20 protein-coding genes and 1 pseudogene are annotated in these 19,886 nt (G+C 69.0%); 11 read left to right on the forward strand and 10 right to left on the reverse strand.

All coding sequences use genetic code 11. The features are described from left to right. Window positions 1-134: 134 nt before the first annotated feature. Together ELQ90_RS00955 and ELQ90_RS00960 are read right to left on the reverse strand one after the other, a co-directional pair. Window positions 135-1,628 (reverse strand): SDR family oxidoreductase, encoded by a 1,494-nt coding sequence (locus ELQ90_RS00955; RefSeq protein WP_128493402.1) that lies wholly within the window; start codon window positions 1,626-1,628, stop codon window positions 135-137. A gap of 71 nt (window positions 1,629-1,699) precedes the next feature. Beyond that, on the reverse strand, window positions 1,700-1,939 hold the full coding sequence (locus ELQ90_RS00960; RefSeq protein WP_128493403.1) for a hypothetical protein: 240 nt from the start codon (window positions 1,937-1,939) through the stop codon (window positions 1,700-1,702). Window positions 1,940-2,026: 87 nt separating this feature from the next. Here ELQ90_RS00960 and ELQ90_RS00965 point away from each other — a divergent pair, with 87 nt between their 5' ends. Both ELQ90_RS00965 and ELQ90_RS00970 read left to right on the forward strand, forming a co-directional pair. Continuing rightward, window positions 2,027-2,398, forward strand: coding sequence for a helix-turn-helix domain-containing protein (locus tag ELQ90_RS00965; RefSeq protein WP_128493404.1), 372 nt, complete (start codon window positions 2,027-2,029; stop codon window positions 2,396-2,398). Window positions 2,399-2,436: 38 nt separating this feature from the next. Continuing rightward, a complete protein-coding gene (locus ELQ90_RS00970) occupies window positions 2,437-2,868 on the forward strand; it encodes a hypothetical protein (RefSeq protein ID WP_128493405.1) in 432 nt (143 codons plus the stop codon). Window positions 2,869-2,924: 56 nt separating this feature from the next. Here the strand turns inward: ELQ90_RS00970 and ELQ90_RS00975 are convergent, their stop codons facing one another. Together ELQ90_RS00975 and ELQ90_RS00980 are read right to left on the reverse strand one after the other, a co-directional pair. After that, complete coding sequence (locus ELQ90_RS00975) at window positions 2,925-3,854, reverse strand: J domain-containing protein (RefSeq protein ID WP_128493406.1); 930 nt, start codon at window positions 3,852-3,854, stop codon at window positions 2,925-2,927. A 93-nt stretch (window positions 3,855-3,947) separates the two neighbouring features. Further along, window positions 3,948-4,955: a nuclease-related domain-containing protein gene (locus tag ELQ90_RS00980; RefSeq protein ID WP_128493407.1), complete on the reverse strand. Its 1,008-nt coding sequence runs from the start codon at window positions 4,953-4,955 to the stop codon at window positions 3,948-3,950. 209 nt (window positions 4,956-5,164) lie between these two features. Here ELQ90_RS00980 and ELQ90_RS00985 point away from each other — a divergent pair, with 209 nt between their 5' ends. Both ELQ90_RS00985 and ELQ90_RS00990 read left to right on the forward strand, forming a co-directional pair. Continuing rightward, window positions 5,165-5,563 (forward strand): VOC family protein, encoded by a 399-nt coding sequence (locus ELQ90_RS00985; protein WP_128493408.1) that lies wholly within the window; start codon window positions 5,165-5,167, stop codon window positions 5,561-5,563. A gap of 175 nt (window positions 5,564-5,738) precedes the next feature. Then, on the forward strand, window positions 5,739-7,436 hold the full coding sequence (locus ELQ90_RS00990; RefSeq protein ID WP_128493409.1) for a stealth family protein: 1,698 nt from the start codon (window positions 5,739-5,741) through the stop codon (window positions 7,434-7,436). 125 nt (window positions 7,437-7,561) lie between these two features. Here ELQ90_RS00990 and ELQ90_RS00995 read toward each other — a convergent pair whose 3' ends face one another. After that, window positions 7,562-8,293, reverse strand: coding sequence for a DUF4386 domain-containing protein (locus ELQ90_RS00995; RefSeq protein ID WP_128493410.1), 732 nt, complete (start codon window positions 8,291-8,293; stop codon window positions 7,562-7,564). A gap of 94 nt (window positions 8,294-8,387) precedes the next feature. Between ELQ90_RS00995 and ELQ90_RS01000 the strand changes: the two genes are divergently transcribed. Then, window positions 8,388-9,089 carry a TetR/AcrR family transcriptional regulator C-terminal domain-containing protein gene (locus ELQ90_RS01000; RefSeq protein ID WP_243695946.1) on the forward strand — a complete coding sequence of 234 codons (702 nt, stop codon included), beginning with the start codon at window positions 8,388-8,390 and terminating at the stop codon, window positions 9,087-9,089. A 155-nt stretch (window positions 9,090-9,244) separates the two neighbouring features. Here ELQ90_RS01000 and ELQ90_RS01005 read toward each other — a convergent pair whose 3' ends face one another. Further along, window positions 9,245-10,204 carry a Ppx/GppA phosphatase family protein gene (locus ELQ90_RS01005; protein ID WP_128493411.1) on the reverse strand — a complete coding sequence of 320 codons (960 nt, stop codon included), beginning with the start codon at window positions 10,202-10,204 and terminating at the stop codon, window positions 9,245-9,247. Window positions 10,205-10,805: 601 nt separating this feature from the next. On the opposite strand from ELQ90_RS01005, the pseudogene ELQ90_RS01010 reads away from it, so the two are divergent. Continuing rightward, window positions 10,806-11,685: pseudogene (locus ELQ90_RS01010) on the forward strand (IS5 family transposase). Window positions 11,686-11,687: 2 nt separating this feature from the next. On the opposite strand, the gene ELQ90_RS01015 reads toward ELQ90_RS01010, so the two are convergent. Then, complete coding sequence (locus tag ELQ90_RS01015) at window positions 11,688-12,332, reverse strand: LysE family transporter (RefSeq protein ID WP_166408754.1); 645 nt, start codon at window positions 12,330-12,332, stop codon at window positions 11,688-11,690. A 69-nt stretch (window positions 12,333-12,401) separates the two neighbouring features. On the opposite strand from ELQ90_RS01015, the gene ELQ90_RS01020 reads away from it, so the two are divergent. The 3 genes from ELQ90_RS01020 (at window position 12,402) to ELQ90_RS01030 (ending at window position 14,363) form a co-directional block, all read left to right on the forward strand. Next, window positions 12,402-12,821 carry an Lrp/AsnC family transcriptional regulator gene (locus ELQ90_RS01020; protein ID WP_128493413.1) on the forward strand — a complete coding sequence of 140 codons (420 nt, stop codon included), beginning with the start codon at window positions 12,402-12,404 and terminating at the stop codon, window positions 12,819-12,821. A gap of 794 nt (window positions 12,822-13,615) precedes the next feature. After that, the gene (locus ELQ90_RS16765) at window positions 13,616-13,951 is read left to right on the forward strand and encodes a hypothetical protein (RefSeq protein ID WP_128493414.1); all 336 of its coding nucleotides are present in this window, start codon (window positions 13,616-13,618) and stop codon (window positions 13,949-13,951) included. A 178-nt stretch (window positions 13,952-14,129) separates the two neighbouring features. Then, entirely contained in the window at window positions 14,130-14,363 is a 234-nt protein-coding gene (locus ELQ90_RS01030) for a hypothetical protein (RefSeq protein WP_128493415.1), read from the forward strand. A gap of 40 nt (window positions 14,364-14,403) precedes the next feature. Here the strand turns inward: ELQ90_RS01030 and ELQ90_RS01035 are convergent, their stop codons facing one another. Further along, window positions 14,404-15,342, reverse strand: coding sequence for an aldose 1-epimerase family protein (locus ELQ90_RS01035; RefSeq protein WP_128493416.1), 939 nt, complete (start codon window positions 15,340-15,342; stop codon window positions 14,404-14,406). A 130-nt stretch (window positions 15,343-15,472) separates the two neighbouring features. Here ELQ90_RS01035 and ELQ90_RS01040 point away from each other — a divergent pair, with 130 nt between their 5' ends. Then, window positions 15,473-16,480, forward strand: a complete 1,008-nt coding sequence (locus ELQ90_RS01040) for an LLM class flavin-dependent oxidoreductase (RefSeq protein WP_128493417.1) — start codon at window positions 15,473-15,475, stop codon at window positions 16,478-16,480. A gap of 108 nt (window positions 16,481-16,588) precedes the next feature. On the opposite strand, the gene ELQ90_RS01045 is transcribed toward ELQ90_RS01040, so the two are convergent. Then, the gene (locus tag ELQ90_RS01045) at window positions 16,589-17,545 is read right to left on the reverse strand and encodes a phosphodiesterase (RefSeq protein ID WP_128493418.1); all 957 of its coding nucleotides are present in this window, start codon (window positions 17,543-17,545) and stop codon (window positions 16,589-16,591) included. Between the two features lie 157 nt (window positions 17,546-17,702). Continuing rightward, entirely contained in the window at window positions 17,703-19,235 is a 1,533-nt protein-coding gene (locus ELQ90_RS01050; RefSeq protein WP_243695947.1) for a DUF7059 domain-containing protein, read from the reverse strand. 82 nt (window positions 19,236-19,317) lie between these two features. Here ELQ90_RS01050 and ELQ90_RS01055 point away from each other — a divergent pair, with 82 nt between their 5' ends. Continuing rightward, window positions 19,318-19,866, forward strand: coding sequence for a VanZ family protein (locus tag ELQ90_RS01055; protein ID WP_208020537.1), 549 nt, complete (start codon window positions 19,318-19,320; stop codon window positions 19,864-19,866). Window positions 19,867-19,886 lie beyond the last annotated feature (20 nt).

Here is a 19,886-nt window from a genome sequence, read left to right on the forward strand (position 1 = left end):
GGCTGCCGTGCGGCTCGACGGACGCACGGTGGGCGCCGACCCGCGAAGCTCTATCTGTACCCTATTCGGGGGTCAAACGCATGGGTGGAGAGAGGATCTGTGAAGAGGCGGTTCCTGTCCGCCCTTCGGACGCCTCAGCTCGTCATCCCGCGCGCCGCTTGCGCGGTGATGCGCCGCGCCATTCCCGAGAAGATGACGCCGTGAAACGGCAGGATCGCGATCCAGTACAGCCGACCGGCGAGGCCGTGCGGGAAGAAGACGGCGCGCTGCCGGTAGCGGCTTCCGGTGTCCGTGGGATCCACGGACATCTCGAGCCACGCGAGACCCGGCACCTTCATCTCGGCTCGCAGCCGGAGGAAGCGCCCGCGATCGAGCTTCTCCACGCGCCACCAGTCGAGAGCCTCTCCGGTGTTGAGGCGAGTGGGGTGCCGCCGCCCGCGCCGCAGGCCGACGCCGCCGACGACCTTGTCCATCCACCCCCGCACGGACCACGCGAGCGGAAACGAGTACCAGCCGTTCTCTCCGCCGATCGCCTCGACGACGGCCCACACCTTCTCGGGCGGCGCCGCCGTCTCGCGCGTGCGGTCGTCGGTGAAGACCGTGTGGCCCGCCCAGTCGGGGTCGCTCGGCAACGGGTCGCTCGCGGCGTCCGCGACGGACGCGTCCTGCCAGCTCGTCTCGACCTCGCCGTCGTTCATCTTCGCGAGTGCGAGCCGCACCGCCCGACGATAGCCTGTGAGGCCGCCGTCGGGGGCGGCGATGTAGTCGTCGATGTCGTGCTCACGCACGACGCACTCGTGCTGGAGCGACTCCACGAGCGGCATCGCGAGGCTCCGCGGGATCGGGGTCACGAGATTGACCCAGTGGGCCGCGAGTCGTGGCGTCAGCACGGGCAGCGGAGTGATGGGACGCTGCGGCAGACCGGCCTCCACGGCGTAGCCGTTCATCATCTGGCCGTAGCGCAGGACGTCGGGTCCGCCGATGTCGAACGTCCGGTTCACGTCGTTCGGGAGATCCGCCGCGCCGATCAGATAATGCAGGACGTCGCGGACGGCGATGGGCTGGATGAAGTTGCGGACCCAGCGCGGGGCCGGCATGTAGGGGAGCACCTCGGTGAGGTGACGCACCATCTCGAACGACGCCGATCCGGAACCGATGACGACACCGGCCTGCAGTACCGCGGTCGGTACGCCGGAGGCCATGAGGATCTCGCCGACCTCGGTTCGCGACCGGAGGTGGCGGGACAGTTCGACCCCCTCCGGGTGGAGACCGCCGAGGTAGACGATGCGTCCGACGCCCGCGCCCCGAGCCGCTTTCGCGACGTTCTCGGCGGAGCGGCGTTCCGAGTCCTCGAAGGAGGTCTTGCCGTGCGATCCCGTCATGGAGTGCACGAGGTAGTAGGCGACGTCGACTCCCGCGAACGCCTCGGCGAGCGTCTCGGCCTCGAGGAGGTCCCCCTGCACGATCTCGACGTCGCCGGCCCACGGCACATCGCGGAGACGTTCGGGGTTGCGGGCGAGGACGCGCACACGGAAACCCGCCTCGAGGAGACGCGGTGCGAGGCGGCCGCCGATGTAACCGGTCGCTCCGGTGACGAGCACGAGTCCGCGTGTATCGGGGTTATCCATGGTGCGACGCTACGTCGCCGCCCTGCGGACCGGGCATGGTTGCGCGCCGCGACCGCGCGGGCTAGCGGCGCTCAGTCGCGTCGGGAGTCGGCGGCGCGCACGAGCTCCTCGACGCTCACGCCGAGGTGGGAGGCGACCAGGAGGAGTTCGCGGGTGTCGAACGGCACGGTGCCGTTGACGCGGTCGTAGGTGGCCGTCCTACCGAGTCCGAGGACGGCCGCGAGGCTACCCGCGCGCATCTTCCGGCGCGCCAATTCGGCGCGCACCGTGGCCGCCACTGCCTCCGACCACGTCTGTCCGCCCTGCGTCATCCGTCCAGAGTACCCAAACGAGTACTTCTTCCCGAACCGGTCCTCCAGAGCCTGTGGACGCCCCCGTGACACGGGTACTCTGGGTCGATGGGGAGAGCTGAGATCGGCGTCGCTGCGGCCTTCGCGTACCAGGTCGTGCGCGAACTCGACACGGTGCGCAGCAGACGCGGAATGACGCACGCCGCCCTCCTCGAGCACTTGAGCATCTCGCGCAACTACTACTACAAGCGGCTCCGCGGCGAACTGCCCCTCAACCTCAACGACGTCGCCGAGATCGCCACGGCGCTCGGCACCACCCCGTCCGCCGTGCTCACGCGGGCGGAACGCGCCGTGAAGGCCTCGGGTCGCGGGCTCTCGGATGTCAGGGGTACGGCCGATACTGATGCCGACGGGCTCCCACTCGCCGCTCTCGACCGTCCGGGGTTCGAGTCGCAGCAGGAGTCCGAACAGCACGACTGACCCGGGCCCAGCGCGTCCGGCAACCGGACGGAGGACGCATGCGGCAGAGGAACGACGGCCACGAGCGCTCGATCCACGAGCTCATCGCCGATCTCGGGGTCAGCATCGAGTACAGCCCCGACCTCCCCCCTGGCCGCCTCGGCGCCTACCTCGACGACGAGCGCCGCATCATCATCCGCACAGGCCTCACCACGCCCCTCGAGCGTGAGACCCTCCACCACGAGTACGTGCACGCGCTCTACCGCGATCGCGCGTCGACGCCCCGAGCGGAACGCCGTGCGGAACGGGAGAGCGCCGTCATGCTCGTCGACGAGCATCGTTACGCCGAGGCGGAACGCAACGGGCTCTCCGCGCTCGGCATCGCACGACACCTCGACGTGCCTCTCGCCGTCGTGCAGGTATACCAGCGCGAGATCCTGGCCGGGCGCATCCCCGACCCGCGACTCCGGCGCCTCGAGTGGTCGACGTGAAGCCGCCCGTCTCGTCGCGGCGAACCATCGCGGAGGGGCGAAGCCGAGCCCGTGGCTCAGACCACGTGGCGCACGGCCGCCTGCAATCGCGTCCGCACGTCGAAGAGCTCGTTTCCGCCGATCGGTTCCACTCCGGACGGACCGGAGCGCAAGAGGTGGGGCAGCCTCGATCGCGTCACCACGAAGGCGGCGGGCTTGCGCATCCGGTCGAGTTCCGCCGCTCCGTCCTCGAAGGCCTCGTCCGGAACCACGACCACGACACCGGTCACCTTCACGCGAGCGGATCGACCGAGCTCGCGCGACGCGCGCACGAGCGACCGCACGGGCTGCTCGACCGCAGAGCCACCGACGGGCACGACCTCACCGCGAGCCACGCGGACGGGCACGCCGAAGTCCTCGGAGCAGATCGCGTACAGGCCGGTCGGCCCGAGCACGACGTGGTCGATCTTCCGCTCGCCCGGGACGGCGACGTCGTGCCACACCGTGAACGCCATGCCGAGAGCGGAGACCTGGCGGGCCGTGGCCTCCTCGGCGAGGGCTTCGGCGAGCGCTCGTCGGATCTCGACGGGAGCTCGTCGCACGAGGGCGGGATCGTAGGGGTCCTCGGGCTCGGCACCGCGTCCCGCCCATTCGCGGATGAGTCGGAGGTACGCCTCCCGAGCGGCTCCGCCCGGGTGCCCGTACGACCGTGCGCGGGGGCGCGAGTTGTCGGCGCGAGTGCGATGCGTCGGCGCCGACCAGCCTGCGCCCTCGGCCGTCGACTCCGTGTCGTTGCTCTCGCCCCGGTCGTACGCGGCTCGCGAGCGGGCTTCGCCCACTCGCTCCCACGCGCGCTGGACGGCCGTGAACTCGACGGCGTCGCCGCCCGTGTCCGGGTGTGTCTCGCGAAGGCGGCGGCGGTACGCCTTCCGCAACTCGTCGGCCGAGGCGGAGGGGCTCACTCCGAGCACCTCGTAGGGAGACGCGGACGCCGGCGAATCGGTCATCCGCTGCTTCCCTTCACTCGGCGCACCGTGGCGCGGTCACCTACAGACGATAGCCGAGAGCGGCTGACAGCGGTCCGAGTCCGCCCGACGCGATCAGCCGAGCTGGAGCGCGAGCCACGACGGCAGCTGAGCGAAGGCGATCCAGACGCCGGTCGCCACCGCGAGGCCGGCCACGATTCGCCACAGCGACCGGATCCGTCGAGCCGCGGTGACCGCGCGCTCGAGTCGCTGAAATCGGCCTTCCGTCTCCGACTCGACGCAGTGATGGGCCTCGTCTACCGACGAGCCCGACTCCTCGAACGCTCCGGCGACACGCGCCGCGACACGCTGCACCGTCGCGGGATCGAGCACCATCGGCTGAGTCTGCAGCCACGACCGGACGATGGTGTGGTCCCGCACCTCGACGGCGCGGGCGCGGGCACCGACACGCACGGAGCGAGCTCCGGCGATCACGAGCACGGGCCGGGGGGTGAGGCTCGGCGGCAACGTGCGGCCGGCGAGCTGGGCGGTCCGCCGGGCCGCCGCCATGGCGGCCCTCGCGAACGGGATCCTGTCGCCGCGCGCGAGAAGGTAGTCGTCCGCGACGAAGACCCGATCGCCGTCGACGTAGCGGGTCGTGATCGCGAAGAGACCGCCGGGACCGACGACGACGTGGTCGACGTCACCGCTCGCACCGGGCGCCGGCAGCGAGTGCAGCACGATCCAGGACCCGGGCAGCCGCTCGAGTTCGGCGCCGACGATCCGTTCGCCCACGGCCGCGTCGAAGGCCTCCTTCTCCGCGGCCTTCACGGGGACGGCGCCGAAGACACGCCGGAGGAGCGTCGGACGCGCCGCCGCTCGTGCCATCGCCGTCGCGCGTTCCGTCCACATCTGGCCGGCACGGCGACGACCCACCCGGTGGAGGGATTCGAGGTCGGCGCGAAACGGCAGGGCCAGGTTCGCGGCGACCTTTGGTGCGACGCCCGCCACAGACGCGACGACCGGGACCGATTCGGCGGGCACGGACGAGGCGCCGGAAACCGCGGGCTCGACGGAGACGGTCGGCTCCGCGAGCGACACCGGCGCCGCGACGCCGTGCCGCGCGAGGCTCATCTCCGCCATGCGTCCTCCGGATCCTCCACTGTGAAGCTTCCCCGAGCCTACGGACGGGCCGCGCGACCCGGCAGTCCCGGCCTGCCCCCAGTACGGGAGGATCACCGTCCCCCGTTCTGGTGATCGCTCCGCAGGGTCGTGTCCGCTCTTGACAGGGCACCATCGGCACGGGAGGTTGGGGGGGAACCCGCCGCCGCGCACCGACCGGGAGAACCGCCATGTCACCGAACATCTTCGTCAACATGGCCGTCGGCGACGTCGCCCGCTCGCGCTCCTTCTTCGAGGCCATCGGATGGCGCGTTAACGAGCAGTTCACGGACGAGCAGTCGGTCTGCCTCGTCATCAGCGATACTGTGTACGCCATGCTCCATGCGCGCGAGCGCTTCGCGGGTTACTCGCACAAGACGCTGGCGGACGCGAGCACCACGATCGAGACGATCCTCGCCGTCACGGTGCCCTCGCGCGAGGAGGTCGATCTCGTGGTCGAGCGCGCCCTCTCCGCCGGAGCGTCCTCCGCTCGCCTCGCCGAGGACCACGGCTTCATGTACGCACGCGGTTTCCACGACCTCGACGGTCACTTGTGGGAAGTGCTCTGGATGGCCCCCGACCCCGACTGACTACGTCGAAACCGCCCTGTGGGCGCATACTGACAATGGATGTTCGTTCCACGTCCCCCGGCGGCGCACTCGCCCGGACGACGGAGGCGCCGCACCGCAGCCCCTCGGCCGGTGCCACACGGCCGCGAGAGGACGTCCGGATACCAGCGCGACACCCCGACAGAAGGCGACACGTATGACGAGAGACACGACGGACGAGAACGGCACCGCGGCGACGAGCTTCCATGCGAGCCAGGGCGACGATGCCCCTGGACTGCAGATCGCCGAGGCCCCCGAACTCGTCCTCGTGTCCACCGGCAGTCGGCGTCCCCGCTTCGAGCGGGACGGCATCGTCCGGCGCAAGGGCGAGTACGCCCTCGTCGCCGGGCACCTCACCCCTCACGAGTCGATGGTCGAGGACCTCATCGCTGTGCGCGAGGTCCTGGACCGCGCCGACATCGATTTCCTCCTCGTCCGCGGCGACAACGACCGCCCGGTCATCGCGGTCGACGCGAAGCGCCGGAAGGCCCTCGAGAAAGCGCTCGCCGAGGCGTTCGCAGAGGAGCCCTTCTACTCGGCCCCCTTCGTGCCCGCCGGCGACCCCGACGACGCTCTCGAGGCCGCCGGTCGCCCCGTGCTCGTCGCGGACGGCTCGCTCACTCCCGAATCGAAGCACGCGATCTTCCGTCTGTACCGCCCGCGCATCGAGCCCATCGGCCGCTTGCGCTACGGGCCGGAGACGGCCTTCCAACTGGAGCTGTGGCGGTTCGGCGACGACGTCATCACGGCGCCGACGGAGAACGCGCTCATGCGCCGCACCCTGCCGCGCGCGGAGGCCGTCGAGGAGGAGGTCGTCGTCTACGGACGCTCGTGGCCGACTCTCGAGAGCATGTTCGCCGACCTCGCGAGCGACGTCACGTTCGACATCGACCTCGTGTTCTCGTGGGTCGACGGCTCGTCCGTCGAGTTCCAGCGCCAGCGCGCGAAGCGGATGAAGAGTTACGTCGTCGGCGACGGCGACGACTCCGAGGCGCGGTTCCGCCAGATCGACGAGCTCAAGTACGCCCTCCGGAGCGTCTACATGTTCGCGCCGTGGATCCGGAACATCTACATCGCGACAGATTCGCCGAAGCCCGAGTGGCTCGACGATCACCCTCGCGTGACGATCATGCCGAGCGAGGCGTTCTTCGAGGACGCCGATGCCCTGCCGACGCACAACTCGCATGCCGTCGAGAGCCAGCTCCACAAGATCCCCGGTCTGGCCGAGCACTTCCTCTACTCGAACGACGACATGTTCTTCGGTCGTCCCGTGCAGCCGAACCTCTTCTTCTCGCCGGGCGGCATCACGAAGTTCGTCGAGGCGAAGACCCGTATCGGTCTCGGCGACTCGAATCCCGCCCGCAGCGGCTTCGAGAACGCGGCACGAGTCAACCGCCGACTGCTGCGCGAGCGCTTCGGCAAGGTGACGACGCGCCACCTCGAGCACTGCGCCGCGCCCTTGCGTCGCAGCGTGATGCAGGAGCTCGAGGCGGAGTTCCCCGACGACTTCCGCCGCACGTCGCACAGCCAGTTCCGCTCGGCCACCGACATCTCGGTCACCAACTCGCTCTACCACTACTACGGTCTTCTGCGGGGTCACGCGGTCGTACAGACGAACGCGAAGGTGCTGTACGTCGAGACGACGCTCAAGAGTGCGCTGCGCCAGATGAAGAAGCTGCTCAAGCGTCGCAACCAGGACATGTTCTGCCTCAACGACGGCAGCAAGCCGGAGATCTCCGTCGAGAAGCGCACGAAGGCCGTCACCGAGTTCCTCGAGCGCTACTTCCCGGTCGTCGCGCCGTGGGAGAAGGAGTACGCGGCCACGGTCAGCGACTCGACGACGACCTCCGCCTAGACGCGGAACACTTCACGGGACCGCTCGCGCAGCCCCTGGGTTGTCACGAATCAGCGGTCGGACGGCCCGAACACCGCTGATTCGTGACGACCGAAGGGGCGATCGGACTCAGGAGGACTCCGCCGTCACGGCCGGCGGACCGTCCCCCGCCGGGCGTTCTCCCCAGCGCGGATCGGCCGCTCCGCGCTCCGGAAGCCCCTGACCAACAGGTAGAGACCGAGTGACGCTTCCCACACGATCTCGGGGAGCGTGAGCACTCCGGATATCACCGAGGTCTGACCGTAGGCACCGAAGAGCACCGCGATGCCCGAGAGGGACATGAGCGGACCGCCCACGAGGGCGATCGTGGCGAGAGGGCGCGGCACCAGTCGGGATCGGTACATCAGGAAGCCGAGGAGCAGGCCGTTCCCGATCCCCACGACGAAGCCGGGGCCGAGCAGGAACGTCCACTCGTGGAGCACGACGAGCGCGCGAGCGATCTCACCGTACTCGGCGCTGCCGCCGGCGCCGCCGTCGCGCCGGAGGCCCACGACGGTGAGGACGCTGAGCATCCCGACGACGATGAACACGCACTCGATGACTCGAGCGACGACGAAACCGATCGCGGCGGCCTCGTGGTAGCGACGGAGCACGGGGTAGAGCACGATCGCCGTCCCCAGGTTGGAGATCACGAGGACGATCTCGCACACGACGCCGAGGAGCACACGGACGTCGTCGCCCGCGCCGGCCACGTAGCCGGGGTCGGACAGGACGGGTCCGTAGAGGATCACTCCGGTGATCGCGGAGATGAACGTGACGAGGAAGAGCGCCCCCGTGATGCGGGCGGAACGGTCGTCGGGTCGGGCCGGGGTTTGCATGACACTCCTGTCTTCGAGGTGTACGTCGTACACTGCTGATGGCGACGTTAGGTGTATGGCGTACACTTTGTCAAGGAGCGGCCGAGGAGGACCGATGGTCGAGGACGAGCGAGGCGTCGACGAACCGCGGCGCGCGCGCCTCAATCGTGACGCCGTGTTGCGAGCCGGGGTCGCTCTGGCCGACGACGTCGGTATCGACGGGTTCACGATGCGCACCCTCGCGACCGAACTCGGTGTCGTCCCGATGGCGCTCTACAAGCACGTCGCGAACAAGCAGGAACTCCTCGACGGCATGGTGGATCTCGTGTGGAGCGAGGTGATCGAACCCCGTGCGGAGCGCGGCTGGAGGCGCGCGATGCGGGAACGCTCCGTCTCTCTGCGTGATGCGCTCGAGCGGCACCGTTGGGCCGTCGGGCTCATGGAGGCCCACGGGCGTCCCGGGCCGGAGAACCTCCGCCAGCACAACGCGATGATGGGCTGTCTGAGGAAGAGCGGCTTCTCCTTCCGCACGACCGTGCACGTCACCTCGACGCTCGACGCGTACGTCTACGGTTTCGCCCTGCAGCAGAAGACGTTGTCGTTCGAGACGCCGGAGGAATCTGCAGAAGCCGCCGCAGCCACGCAACGCGACATCCCGCCGGAAGCGGCGATGCTCTACCCGCACCTGCTCGAGGTCGTCTCGGAGCTCGCGCGCTCCGGTTACGACTACGACGAGGAGTTCGTCGTGGGTCTCGATCTCATCCTCGACGGCGTCGACGTCCTCCGCTCGGACTGGCGGCAGGAGCCGGCCGACTGATCAGGCCTCAGGCCAGCGTCGAGCGGCGTTCGACCCCTCAGCGCGCGACAGCGTCGTACCGTCGCCCTCCGGCACGGGTGCCTGCACGAGGAAGACGAGCAGCACGATCCCCCGAGGACCGGGATGAGACCAGCCGCCGGCGAGCGGCCCCGCTGTCAGCCGAGGGAGAGCGCGATGCCGTCGAGGATGTCGTGCTCGCTCGTGACGACCGTCGAGATGCCGCCGTCGAGTCGGGCGCCCTCGGTGCGCACGCGGCGGAGCACCTCGGCCCACACCATCGCACCGGCGGGGATGACGTCCACACGCCCCGGATGGATGTAGGCGCGCGACGTGCGCTCGTCCCGCGGCATGATCGAGAGCTCGTCGCACGCCGTGAGCACCGCCTCGAGCGGGAGCTCGGCACCGTCGATCACCGTCGAGTCGTAGCGGTCGAGGCCGAGGGCGTGCGCCGTGACCGTCGTGATCGTGCCGGCGACGCCGACGACCGTGGCCGCTTGCGCGACGTCCATCGTGCGGAGCGCCTCGTCGAGCGCGGACCGCACGTCGGTGCGGACGGCCTCGATCTCGTCGAACGTCGGCGGATCCGTGCGCACGTGCCGCTCCGTCATCCGGACCGAGCCGATGTCCATGGAGAAGGCGGCGACCGGCTCGTCCGCTCCGAGGACGAGTTCCGTCGATCCGCCCCCGAGGTCGACGACGAGCGTGAGTCCGTCGCGCGTCGGTGCCGTGCTCGCGGCGCCGCGGAACGACAGGGCCGCTTCCTCGTCGCCGGAGATCACCTCGGGCGCGACTCCCACGATCTCCGTGATGCGGCGGATGAACTCCTCCCGATTCGTCGCGTCGCGGGTGGCGGACGTCGCGGCGAAGCGGACCCGTTCCACGCCGTGCTCCCGGCACAGCGCGGCGAACCGCTCCGCCGAGGCGAAGGTGCGCTCGAGTGCGTCGTCCGCGAAGCGTCCGGTCTCGTCGACGCCCTGACCGAGCCGCACGACATCGAGTTCACGCACGACGTCGACGAGGCGGCCGCCCGCGACGTCGGCGATGAGGAGGCGCAGGGAGTTGGTGCCGCAATCGTAGGCGGCGACGCGGACGGGAGCGGGGGGAGCAGCGGTCATGCTCCGACGCTACCCACCGCGCCGCCTAGACACCATCCGCCCCGACACGTCCGCCCCGGGCCGTGACTGCTCCACTCGTCGCATCGGCGTACGGGCTTGCGGGAGGGAGGGCCCCGGGGCGGACGGTCGCCGGTAACCGGTCCCTCAAGGCACGAGCTCAAACGGCTGTCCTTCGCACGGGCTCCTACAACGACGGCTACAGCTCCTTCGCCGCCTTCATCGAAGGCGCGATCGAAGCTGAACTAAAGCGCCTCGAGTCGATCTTCAACGACGATGAACCCTTCCCCGAGCACGACGGAGCATTCCGGCGCGGACGGCCGCCGGGATCCTAAGCGCGAGTTGCAGAGCGACACTTCATGTGGGGAGCGCGGCGCGACCGGCACGGAGGCCGGCCACGCGCAGAGCCGCTACGCAGCGCTGTCGGGCCTTCTGATTTTTTCAACTTTGTGGCAGGCGATTGTGCTGAAAAAGAAAGCCGGAACGCGCGATCACGCCAAATAGACGAGGGTCCCAAACGATTTGCCTGGTTCGAAGTTCGATTCCTTCATCTAGGCCGTGTTGCTAAACACGTTCCGATGTGTCGTGGGCGAGTCTTAGATGCGTGTCTCGTGACGTGATTTCGGATGAAGCGTGGGCTGTCATCGGTCCGCTGTTCCCGACTGCCAAGGCGACCGGGCGGCCTCCAGTGGATCGGCGCACGGTGGTCGAGGCAACGGCGTGGCGGTTCCGGACTGGGGCTCCGTGGAGGGACGTGCCAGAGCGATTCGGGAACTGGAACACGATCTACAAGAACTTCAACCGGTGGTCCGAGCAAGGCGTGTGGGCGCGAGTGCTGGAGAAGACGCAGTCCCTTGCGCAGCAGTCCGGCGACCTGGACTGGGTCGCATCTCTCGACTCCACCATCGTGCGCGTTCACCAGCACGGCGCGACCCTTCCCCGCGCCACAGGGGGCCCTGTCGAACTACAAGAAGTTCGCTGAGGAGCCGCCCGATCATGCGATCGGCCGCTCCCGCGGCGGGCTGACGACGAAGAACCACCTGATCTGCGACGGGAAGGGACGTGCCCTCGCGTTCATCCTCACCCCCGGACAGGCGGCGGACACCAGCATGCTGACCGCGACGCTGAGCGAGATCCGCGTCCCGGGCGCGAGCGGCAGGCCACGGTCACGGCCGGACCGAGTGCTCGCGGACAAGGGCTACCCGTCGAAGGCGAACCGGGCCTGGCTGCGTGAACGTGGGATCGCCGCGACGATCCCTGAACGTGACGATCAGATCGCTCACCGCCGCAAGCGCCGCGGCCGCCCGATCGACTTCGGCGACCAGCAGCGGCTCCGCTACCGCGGCCGCAATGTCGTCGAGCGGTGCTTCAACAAGCTCAAACAGTGGCGCGGCATCGCGATGCGCTCAGACAAGACCGCCCGTAACTACCACGCCGGCCTCTGCCTCGCCGCAACCCTCCACTCGCTCGTCACCGCCGAGTGACGTCATTTCCCAGCGGGGCGCGCGAGCCCGCTCACGATCACCATGATCCCCAGGGTCGCGATAACCACCGACGCCGCGATGCCGATTACCCGAGTCGCGGTCGCGCTCATCAAGCGTCCGCAGAATGCGCCGATACCGGCGAGAAGAAGTTGCCATGCGAACGAGGACAACCCAACGGCGAGGACGAAGGCGATCGGTCCTGCCGGCGACGATGTGGCGGTCGAGACGGCGGCCCCAAGGGCGATGAAGTACATCAACGTGAGGGGGTTGATCGCCGTGAGAGCGACGAACCGCGCAAACGTGACGATAGCCGAGGCGCGCCTAACTCCGATCACCGTCGCCTGACTACGGCGTAGCGTGCGAGCGAGTTGCCAGACTCCGATGACGAGAACCAGAGCACCGGAAGCGACGAGGAAGACCCCCTGATATGCCTGAACGAAATCGGCGAACAGTCCACCAGTGAGAGTCGCGACGGCGCAGTACACCACGTCGGTCGTAGCGACCCCTGCAGCTCCGGCCCCCGCAACCCAGAATCCGTTGGTGAGGCCCATCCGAAGAAGGAGCGCGCCGATCGCTCCGAGCGGCATCGCCACCCCCAGCCCCGCGGCCATCCCCGCGAGCACAGCCGGCCAGAGTGATTCGGTCATGAGGATCATTGTCGAGCGGCGGTGTCACGGCTCCCGCGGAAATCTCTGCCACGGAGATAGATTCTCAGCGTGGATAAGACTGACGAGAGAATTCTTAGCATGTTGCAGTCGAATGCGCGGCGTTCCTTCACCGATCTCGGACACGAGATCGGCTTGAGCGCGAATGCCACGGCAGCGCGGGTGCGAAGACTCGAAGAAGAAGGAGTCATCCTCGGGTACACCGTCGTGACTGGGACGGACACCCCCAGTCGTCGCGGCGGGCTGGAGGTGTTCATCGACGTCCGTCTCCGCCCTGAGACCGACTACGACTTCTTCGTCGGTCGCGTCTCGTCGATCGGCGAGATCGTCGAAGCGATACACATGACAGGCCCCTCCGACTATCTCCTCCACGCTTACGCTCGCGACACGTCCGCGCTCGACCACCTCCTTCGCTCTCTGAAAGAAGACTGCGGTGCCGCCCAGACCCAAACACGTATTGCGATGCGATAGGACGCCAATGTGACGCACCCCTCGAGCCACACGCACGCAGGGACAACGTTTAGCAACACGTCCTAGCAGCAAGCATTTGCGATAGCCCATCTCGCAGAGATTCCGAGCTGCGGTGCGGCGGTGTTGGGGAATCGGGTCAGCGATCGAAGCTCTCTACTCGTGTACACGCTCAGGCGCTGCACCTCTCAAACCGTCACGTTTATCACTCGGTCAACATCGCCCATCATCTCCAGGTGCACGCCTAGCGGGGACCTGGTTGCGGTGCGGCTTAGTTTCACGACGGGCCAGAAACGCTTCGCTGTACCTCGAACGCGGCGGCGATGGTACGGGCGGGGCGCAATCAAGGCGCTATGGAGTGAAACGTCGACGCGTTCGATGAGGTCGCGCGATAGCCGAAGATTCTCCTTTGTGCTCTGGCGTACAGCGCGTAATGCTGAGCCCCCGTCCATGGGACAGTCAACATCCGCCGACGTCAGGCGTTACAGAGATATCCCTGGCTCTGGGTACGTGGGTAGCCAAATGTGTAACGTGCATCGGCGTCATTTGACGCGTTCGACGGCGGCTCTTCTGGCGAGGTTGTCGCAGATGCAGATGCAGATGCAGATGCCGGAGCGATAGTGGCCCGGGCTGATTCGATCCACTCGTACGATCGGACAGGCGGGCTGTCACGAGATCAGTCCTCCGGAGTAGCGATTGCCCGTGGCAAAGCTGCCCCGAATTGTTGCCACCCACACTCCATCGACCTCGGCGAGACCATTCTCATATTCGAACGCATGTTCGAATACTCTTGGGGGGTGGGAACCAACAAGCGATACCCCAGCCGCGTCGCGGACGATATCGCCGCACGCGTCCCGCAGGCGGTCTCGCGGCCGCGTCCAGTGAGCCTCAGCGACGCCAAGCTCGACAAAGAGAACACGCGCGTCACGACGGCGCCCGAGCCAATTCCCGTGCGCGCGTGGGTCCGTTACCCTGAGGCGCCCGGCGTCTGCGGTGAGGCGGTCGAGTTCCTCGTTGAGAAGGCGGACCCGATCGAATCGGAGCCGCCGCGCGGCGATGCCAGGATCGACCTTCTCCCTCATGACTTGAGACGAGAGCGACCCTCCGACATGCCAAATCTCGTAGCGCGTTGAACCGGAAGCGCGACCAAGTTTGCAGGTGATCGTTACGCAGCCAACTCTCGACGCAACTGCGTTGGATTGTAGACATCCTCAATCGCCCGAAATTGATCGTTTCTGGCGCGGGGTCGGGTGTCGGTGCCAGAGTCGCTACGACCACCCGAAGTGCCGCAAGACAGCGCCCGTCGGCCTCGTGAGCTACGGCGGGCTGTCGGGTGGATCGCGCGCGGTCACGGCGCTCGAGCCCGTGCTCTCGAACCTCGCGCTCCTCACGGTGCAGGCGAACGTCGAGATCGCGTGGGTCGCCGAACACCTCGTCGACGGCGTGTTCCAACCGACCGACCGCCACGAGCGCGCCCTCGACACCCAGTTCGCCGCGATCGCGCGCTATCTCCCGGGGTCCGCCGCCCTCCGCTCCGGCGGCTGAGGACCCCGGCACCGGGCGCCGGACGGCACGAGCCGACGCGTCAGTCCGCGGTGATCCCGAAGATCACCCACGACGCGGCGAGCGAGTCGCCGGGCTCCACGACGTCGAGGTCGACTCCGGAGTTGAAGGCGTCCGGCGGACACGTCATCGGCTCGACCGCGAGACCGATGCGGTGAACCGGGAGGCCGGGCTTGTCCGCCGTGTGCACCTGCACCCACGGGCACTCGTCGCCCCAGCGGATACCGACGCCCGAGCCGTCGGTGATCGTGACGCGGACGGTGGCGTCGCCGTCCTCGCGCGCCAGTCCGGTGAAGGCGTGGTCGATCTCCGTCGCGGCGATCGCGCGGGGGGAGCGGAAGTCGAACGACTCCTCCCCCACGGCCACGACCGGCCCGGGCAGCATCCGCTCGCCGTGCACCGTGAGCACGCGGTCCGCCGGGAGCTCGAGATCCCACTCGTCGACGAGCCCGGGGCCGGCGACGAGGTAGGGGTGCGGCCCGACACCGACGGGAGCACGCGTCGGCCCGACGTTCGTCGCGGTCACGGTCGTCGAGAGGCCGGCGTCGTCGACGGAGTAGGCGACATCGACACGAATTCGGAAGGGATAGCCGGATTGCGCCTCGATGACCGCCGAGAGAGTGACGCTCGAGGCGTCGGACTCCACCACGTCGAAGTCGAGCCAACTCGCAAGGCCGTGCAGCGCGTGTCCGCGCTCCGGTTCGGTGAGCGATAGGACGTAGTCCTCGCCGTCGAACGAGTACTCGCCGTCCGTCACCCGATTCGGCCACGGCGCGAGCGTCGCGCCGCGGTACGCCGGCCGCACCTCGTCGGCCGAGAACGGCACCACGAGGTCGCGCCCGTCGAGGGTCAGCGAGCGCAAGGTGGCTCCGACACTCGCGATCTCGGCGACGTAACCCGCCGCGGAGAGGGTGTGCTGGGTGCCCGACAGCGGTCGCGTCGAGGTCTCACGGTCGGTCATCACGTCACCTTTGCTCGTGTGCGCCGGCTCCGGGTGAGCGCGGCGGACTCCGCCTCGACGTTAGCGCGAGCGGACTGTCGAGCACAGCGCGGGCGGGAACATGGCGGGCGTTCTCGTCGTTGCCATTGTCATGACCGTTCCCCTCTCGATCCTCGACCTCGCCCCGATCGCCCCCGGAGAGACGGTGAGTGACAGCTTCGCCGCCTCCGTCGCGCTCGCGCAGCAGGCCGAGCGCAGTGGTTACCGCCGGGTCTGGTACGCCGAGCACCACAACATGCCGTCGATCGCGTCGAGCGCGACGGCCGTGCTCATCGCTCACATCGCGAGTCAGACGTCGTCCATCCGCCTCGGTGCCGGCGGAGTGATGCTGCCCAACCACTCGCCGCTCACGATCGCCGAGCAGTTCGGCACTCTCGCGGCGCTGCACCCGGGCCGCATCGATCTCGGGCTCGGCCGCGCTCCGGGCGGCGACCGTGCGACGTTCGCGGCCCTGCGTCGCGATCCCGCCGCGTCGGAGGACTTCCCGCAGGACGTCGTCGAACTCCAGGCGTTCCTCGCCGGTCAGTCCCGCGTCCGCGGCGTCAGTGCGACGCCGGGAGCCGGCACGAACGTGCCTCTCTACATCCTGGGATCGTCCCTCTTCGGGGCGCGGCTCGCCGCCGCCCTCGGCCTGCCGTACGCCTTCGCCTCGCACTTCGCCCCCGACGCTCTGCATGAGGCCGTCGCCGTGTATCGCCGCGACTTCCAGCCGTCTGCGCAGCTCGAACAGCCGTACGTCATCGCGGGCGTCAACGCGATCGCGGCGGACGACGCCGACGACGCGCAACGGCAGTTCGTGGAGATGAGGCGCGCACGTCTCCTCATGATGCTGCGTCAAAGCGGTCGGATCCCGATCGAACGCGAGTTCAGCGACGAGGAGCTCGACTACCTGCTGACGGCTCCGGCCGGGACGCAGGTGGCCAGCATGACGACGTACACGGGCGTCGGCACGGGCGTGGAGGTCGCACGCTACGTCGAGGACTTCGCCCGGACGGCGGACGCGGACGAACTCATCGTCGCGCACGCATCGTTCGGGACCGAGGCCCGAGTGCGCTCCGTCGAACTGCTCGCCGACGCGCACGCCCGCGTCGCGGCTTGACCGACGCGCAGACCACCAACGTCACGAACGCCCGAGAACGAGGAGAAACAGCGCGATCCTCAGGTGACTGAGCGACTAGGAGGCTAGGCGGCCAGGGCACTCACCGACTCAGGCGGCTCCGGCCGACGCGACGATGGGCTCGGGGAGGCGCAGCGGCTCCTCCGAACGGGCCTCGAGGCGGCGTGCGGCCTCGCGGATCTCGATGTTCGACGCGGCGAGGCGGCGAGCGCTCTCCTCGGCCGAGACGTCCTCGAGGGCCACGAACGACCCGAGCGGGACGACCGAGTGCAGCACCGTGTTCTCATACACGTGCACGAGGTTGAAGGCACGAGCCCCGTCCTGCGGGCGCGTTCCCCCCACGGGCACGTTGAGGTTCTGCGTGTAGCAGGTCGCCGACGCGACGGAGACGGGGATGCCCGCGAACGTGGCGGTCGACGAGTAGTGCAGGTGACCGGCGATGATCGATCGCACGTCCGACCCCTCGAGCACCTCGGCGAGCGCCGACTGGTCGCGGAGCTCGACGCTGACGGCGAGGTCGAGCACGCTCGGCACGGGCGGGTGGTGCATCGCGAGGATGGTGCCGTGGGGGGCGGCCTCGGAGAGCTCCTCGGCGAGCCAGTCGAGCTGCTCCGGCGACACCTCGCCGTGGTGGAATCCGGGCACGCTCGAGTCGAGCGTGATGATGCGCAGGCCGCCCACGTCGTAGACGCGGTCGACGGGACGCATGGTCGGCACCTCGCCGAAGAGCTTGGAGCGGAACGCGGCGCGGTCGTCGTGGTTCCCCATCACCCAGATGACCTCGCACCCGAGCCGCTCGGCGACGGGCTCCACGATGGCGCGGAGGGCCTCGTACGCCTCGGGCTCGCCCTTGTCGGCGAGATCGCCCGTGAAGACGATGGCCTCGGGTCGCCCTCCGGACGCCTCGAACTCCTCGAAGAGGGTCCGCAAGTGCTTCGCGCTGTCGACCGTGTCGTAGAGGCCGCGCGAGCCGGCGAGCAGGTGAGTATCGCTGATGTGGAGGATGAAGTGATCCGGCCGGGGGTATTCGGCCACGCGGGAATTCACGAGAAATCCGTTTCGTCGAGGGCTCCGTTGGGGAGTTACGTTACCCCGCAACGTAAGCAGGCGGGGTAACACCGCCTGAACATCTTGACAACTCGGAGGATCGGCGGTCAGTCCCTCTCACGGTGGCCCTCGGCCGAGGGAGGGTACGGGCAGCCGTTCAGGCCATCAGCAGGATGCCGTCGGCGATGAGGCGCCGCACGTCGGGGATCGTCTCCGCGACGAGCGCGGACTCGTCGACCTCGAGGAGATGGGCGATCGCTCCCAGGATGGAACCGACGTCCAACGTTCCGTCGCTCGCACCGACGAGCGCGGCGAGTCCCGTCCCCGCGGAGATGGCGCGGCGGAATCCTCCGCCCTGGCGGAGGAGGATCGCCGTCGGCTCGTCGTTTCCGGGCTCGAAGTGATGCTCGATGGTCACGTCGGGGGCGACGGCGAGCGACTCGCGCCCGAGCGCGGCGTCGTCGAGTCCGGCCGCCCAGTCCACCGCGGCGACGCAGCGCCCGATGTGCTCGCCGAGTCCCGCCGTCTCGAGCGACCCGGTCGCCCGCTCGAGCCGCACGACGGGTTCACGGTCCGCGTCGCTCGGACGATGGAGCGTCACGAAGCCGAATCCCACGCCCGTGACCCCGCGGTGCTCGAAGTCGTCGAGCCACGCCGTCGACAGCCGTGCGAAGTCGTCCGAACCCTCCCGGGTGCCGCCGTCGCGGATCCACGTCTCGGCGTAGAAGGCCGGATCGAGGTGCTCCCGCTCCACGACCCACGCGTCGAGCCGGAGGCCCGCGAGCCAGCCGTCCACCCGAGACAAGCCGTCGGACCTCGTCGTGTACTCCCAATTGCCGAGCATCTGGGCCGTGCCGCCGGGAGCGAGATGCTCGGCGGTCCCGCGCACGACCGCCTCAACGAGGGCGTCGCCGACGAGGCCGCCGTCGCGGTAGTCGTAGAGCGGCACGCCCTCGACGCGAGGCGTGATGACGAACGGCGGGTTCGTGACGATGCGGTCGAACGTCTCACCGCTCACGGGCTCGAAGAGGCTGCCCAGGCGGACCTCGATGTTCGTGATCCCGTTGAGCACGGCGTTCGCCCGCGCAATCTCGACGGCGCGCTCCGAGACGTCGGTCGCGACGACACGCGTCGCCGCACGGGAGGCGTGCATCGCCTGGATACCGCACCCCGTGCCGAGGTCGAGGACCGAGTCGACCGGTGTCGGGATCGTGATGCCCGCGAGCGTGAGGGACGCGCCGCCGACTCCGAGCACGTGGTCCTCGGGGAGGGCACCGCCGACGGCACGCTCGCCGAGGTCGGAGAGGATCCACCAATGGCCGTCACCACGCTCGTCGGTGAAGGCGTACGGATGCACATCGAGGGCGGCCGTCCACGACCGTTCTCCCGATCGGTCGTCGACCCGCAGCAGCCCGAGCCGAACCGCTTCGGCCGATCCGAGCGCGGGGAAGGCGAGGTCGACGTCGGCGTCATCGATCGGACGGGACAGCAGGAAGAGGTCGAGCAGGACGTCGAGAGCGTCCCGCGATCCCTGCCGCCGTCGGGCGTCGACGACGCGCGCCGCCGGGACGATGTGCTCACGACCGAGCGCCGCTTCCGCTTCGGGACCCAGCCGAGAGGCGACGGCGTCGTTCGTGTAGGCGCCCGCGACGAGGTCGGTTCGGAGGAGTGCCAGAAGCTCGGGATTCACCCCCTCATTCAATCGCACGGATGAAGACCGGACCCAGGCGTCGCCCGCATGATGGATGACCGGCCACCCGAAAGGCGCCCCCATGATCTCGACCGTGCTGGCGGAGAACCCTCCGCTCGTCCGTTCCCTCCTCGTTTTCGCGACCGTCGTCGCCGTCGTGGTCGCCGCCTCGCTCGCGGCGGGCGGGCGGAGCGGTCGCCTCCTCGCCGTGGGACTCTCGCTCGGCGGGATCGGCGTCGTCGGGGTGCTCACCCTCAGCCCCGTGGGATCGGGCGGCCCGCGGCAACCGGCGTGCAACGTGGAGCCCTACAACTGGTTCGGCGACACTCCGAACGTCGCGCTCTTCCTGCTCCCCGCGATCTTCCTCGTCGTCGCGACGCGCAGCGCCGCTCTCGTCGCGGTCCTCGGCCCGGTCGGCTCCGCGGCGGTCGAGCTCGCCCAGTACGCGTTCCCCGAGCTGGGGCGACGCTGCGACGTCGACGACCTCCTCGCCAACTCGGGTGGAGCGGTGGCTGGAGCGCTCATGGGTGCGGTCATCCTGTGGTCCGTGCGCCTCGCCCACCGCCGTTCGCCCGTCGCGGACGCGTCTCCACGATCCGGGACCCCGTCCCCGATCCCGGAGTATCGTTGATGACTCGAACGGCGGATCGG

The organism is Labedella phragmitis (assembly GCF_004078635.1).
GTDB classification, from domain to species: domain Bacteria; phylum Actinomycetota; class Actinomycetes; order Actinomycetales; family Microbacteriaceae; genus Labedella; species Labedella phragmitis.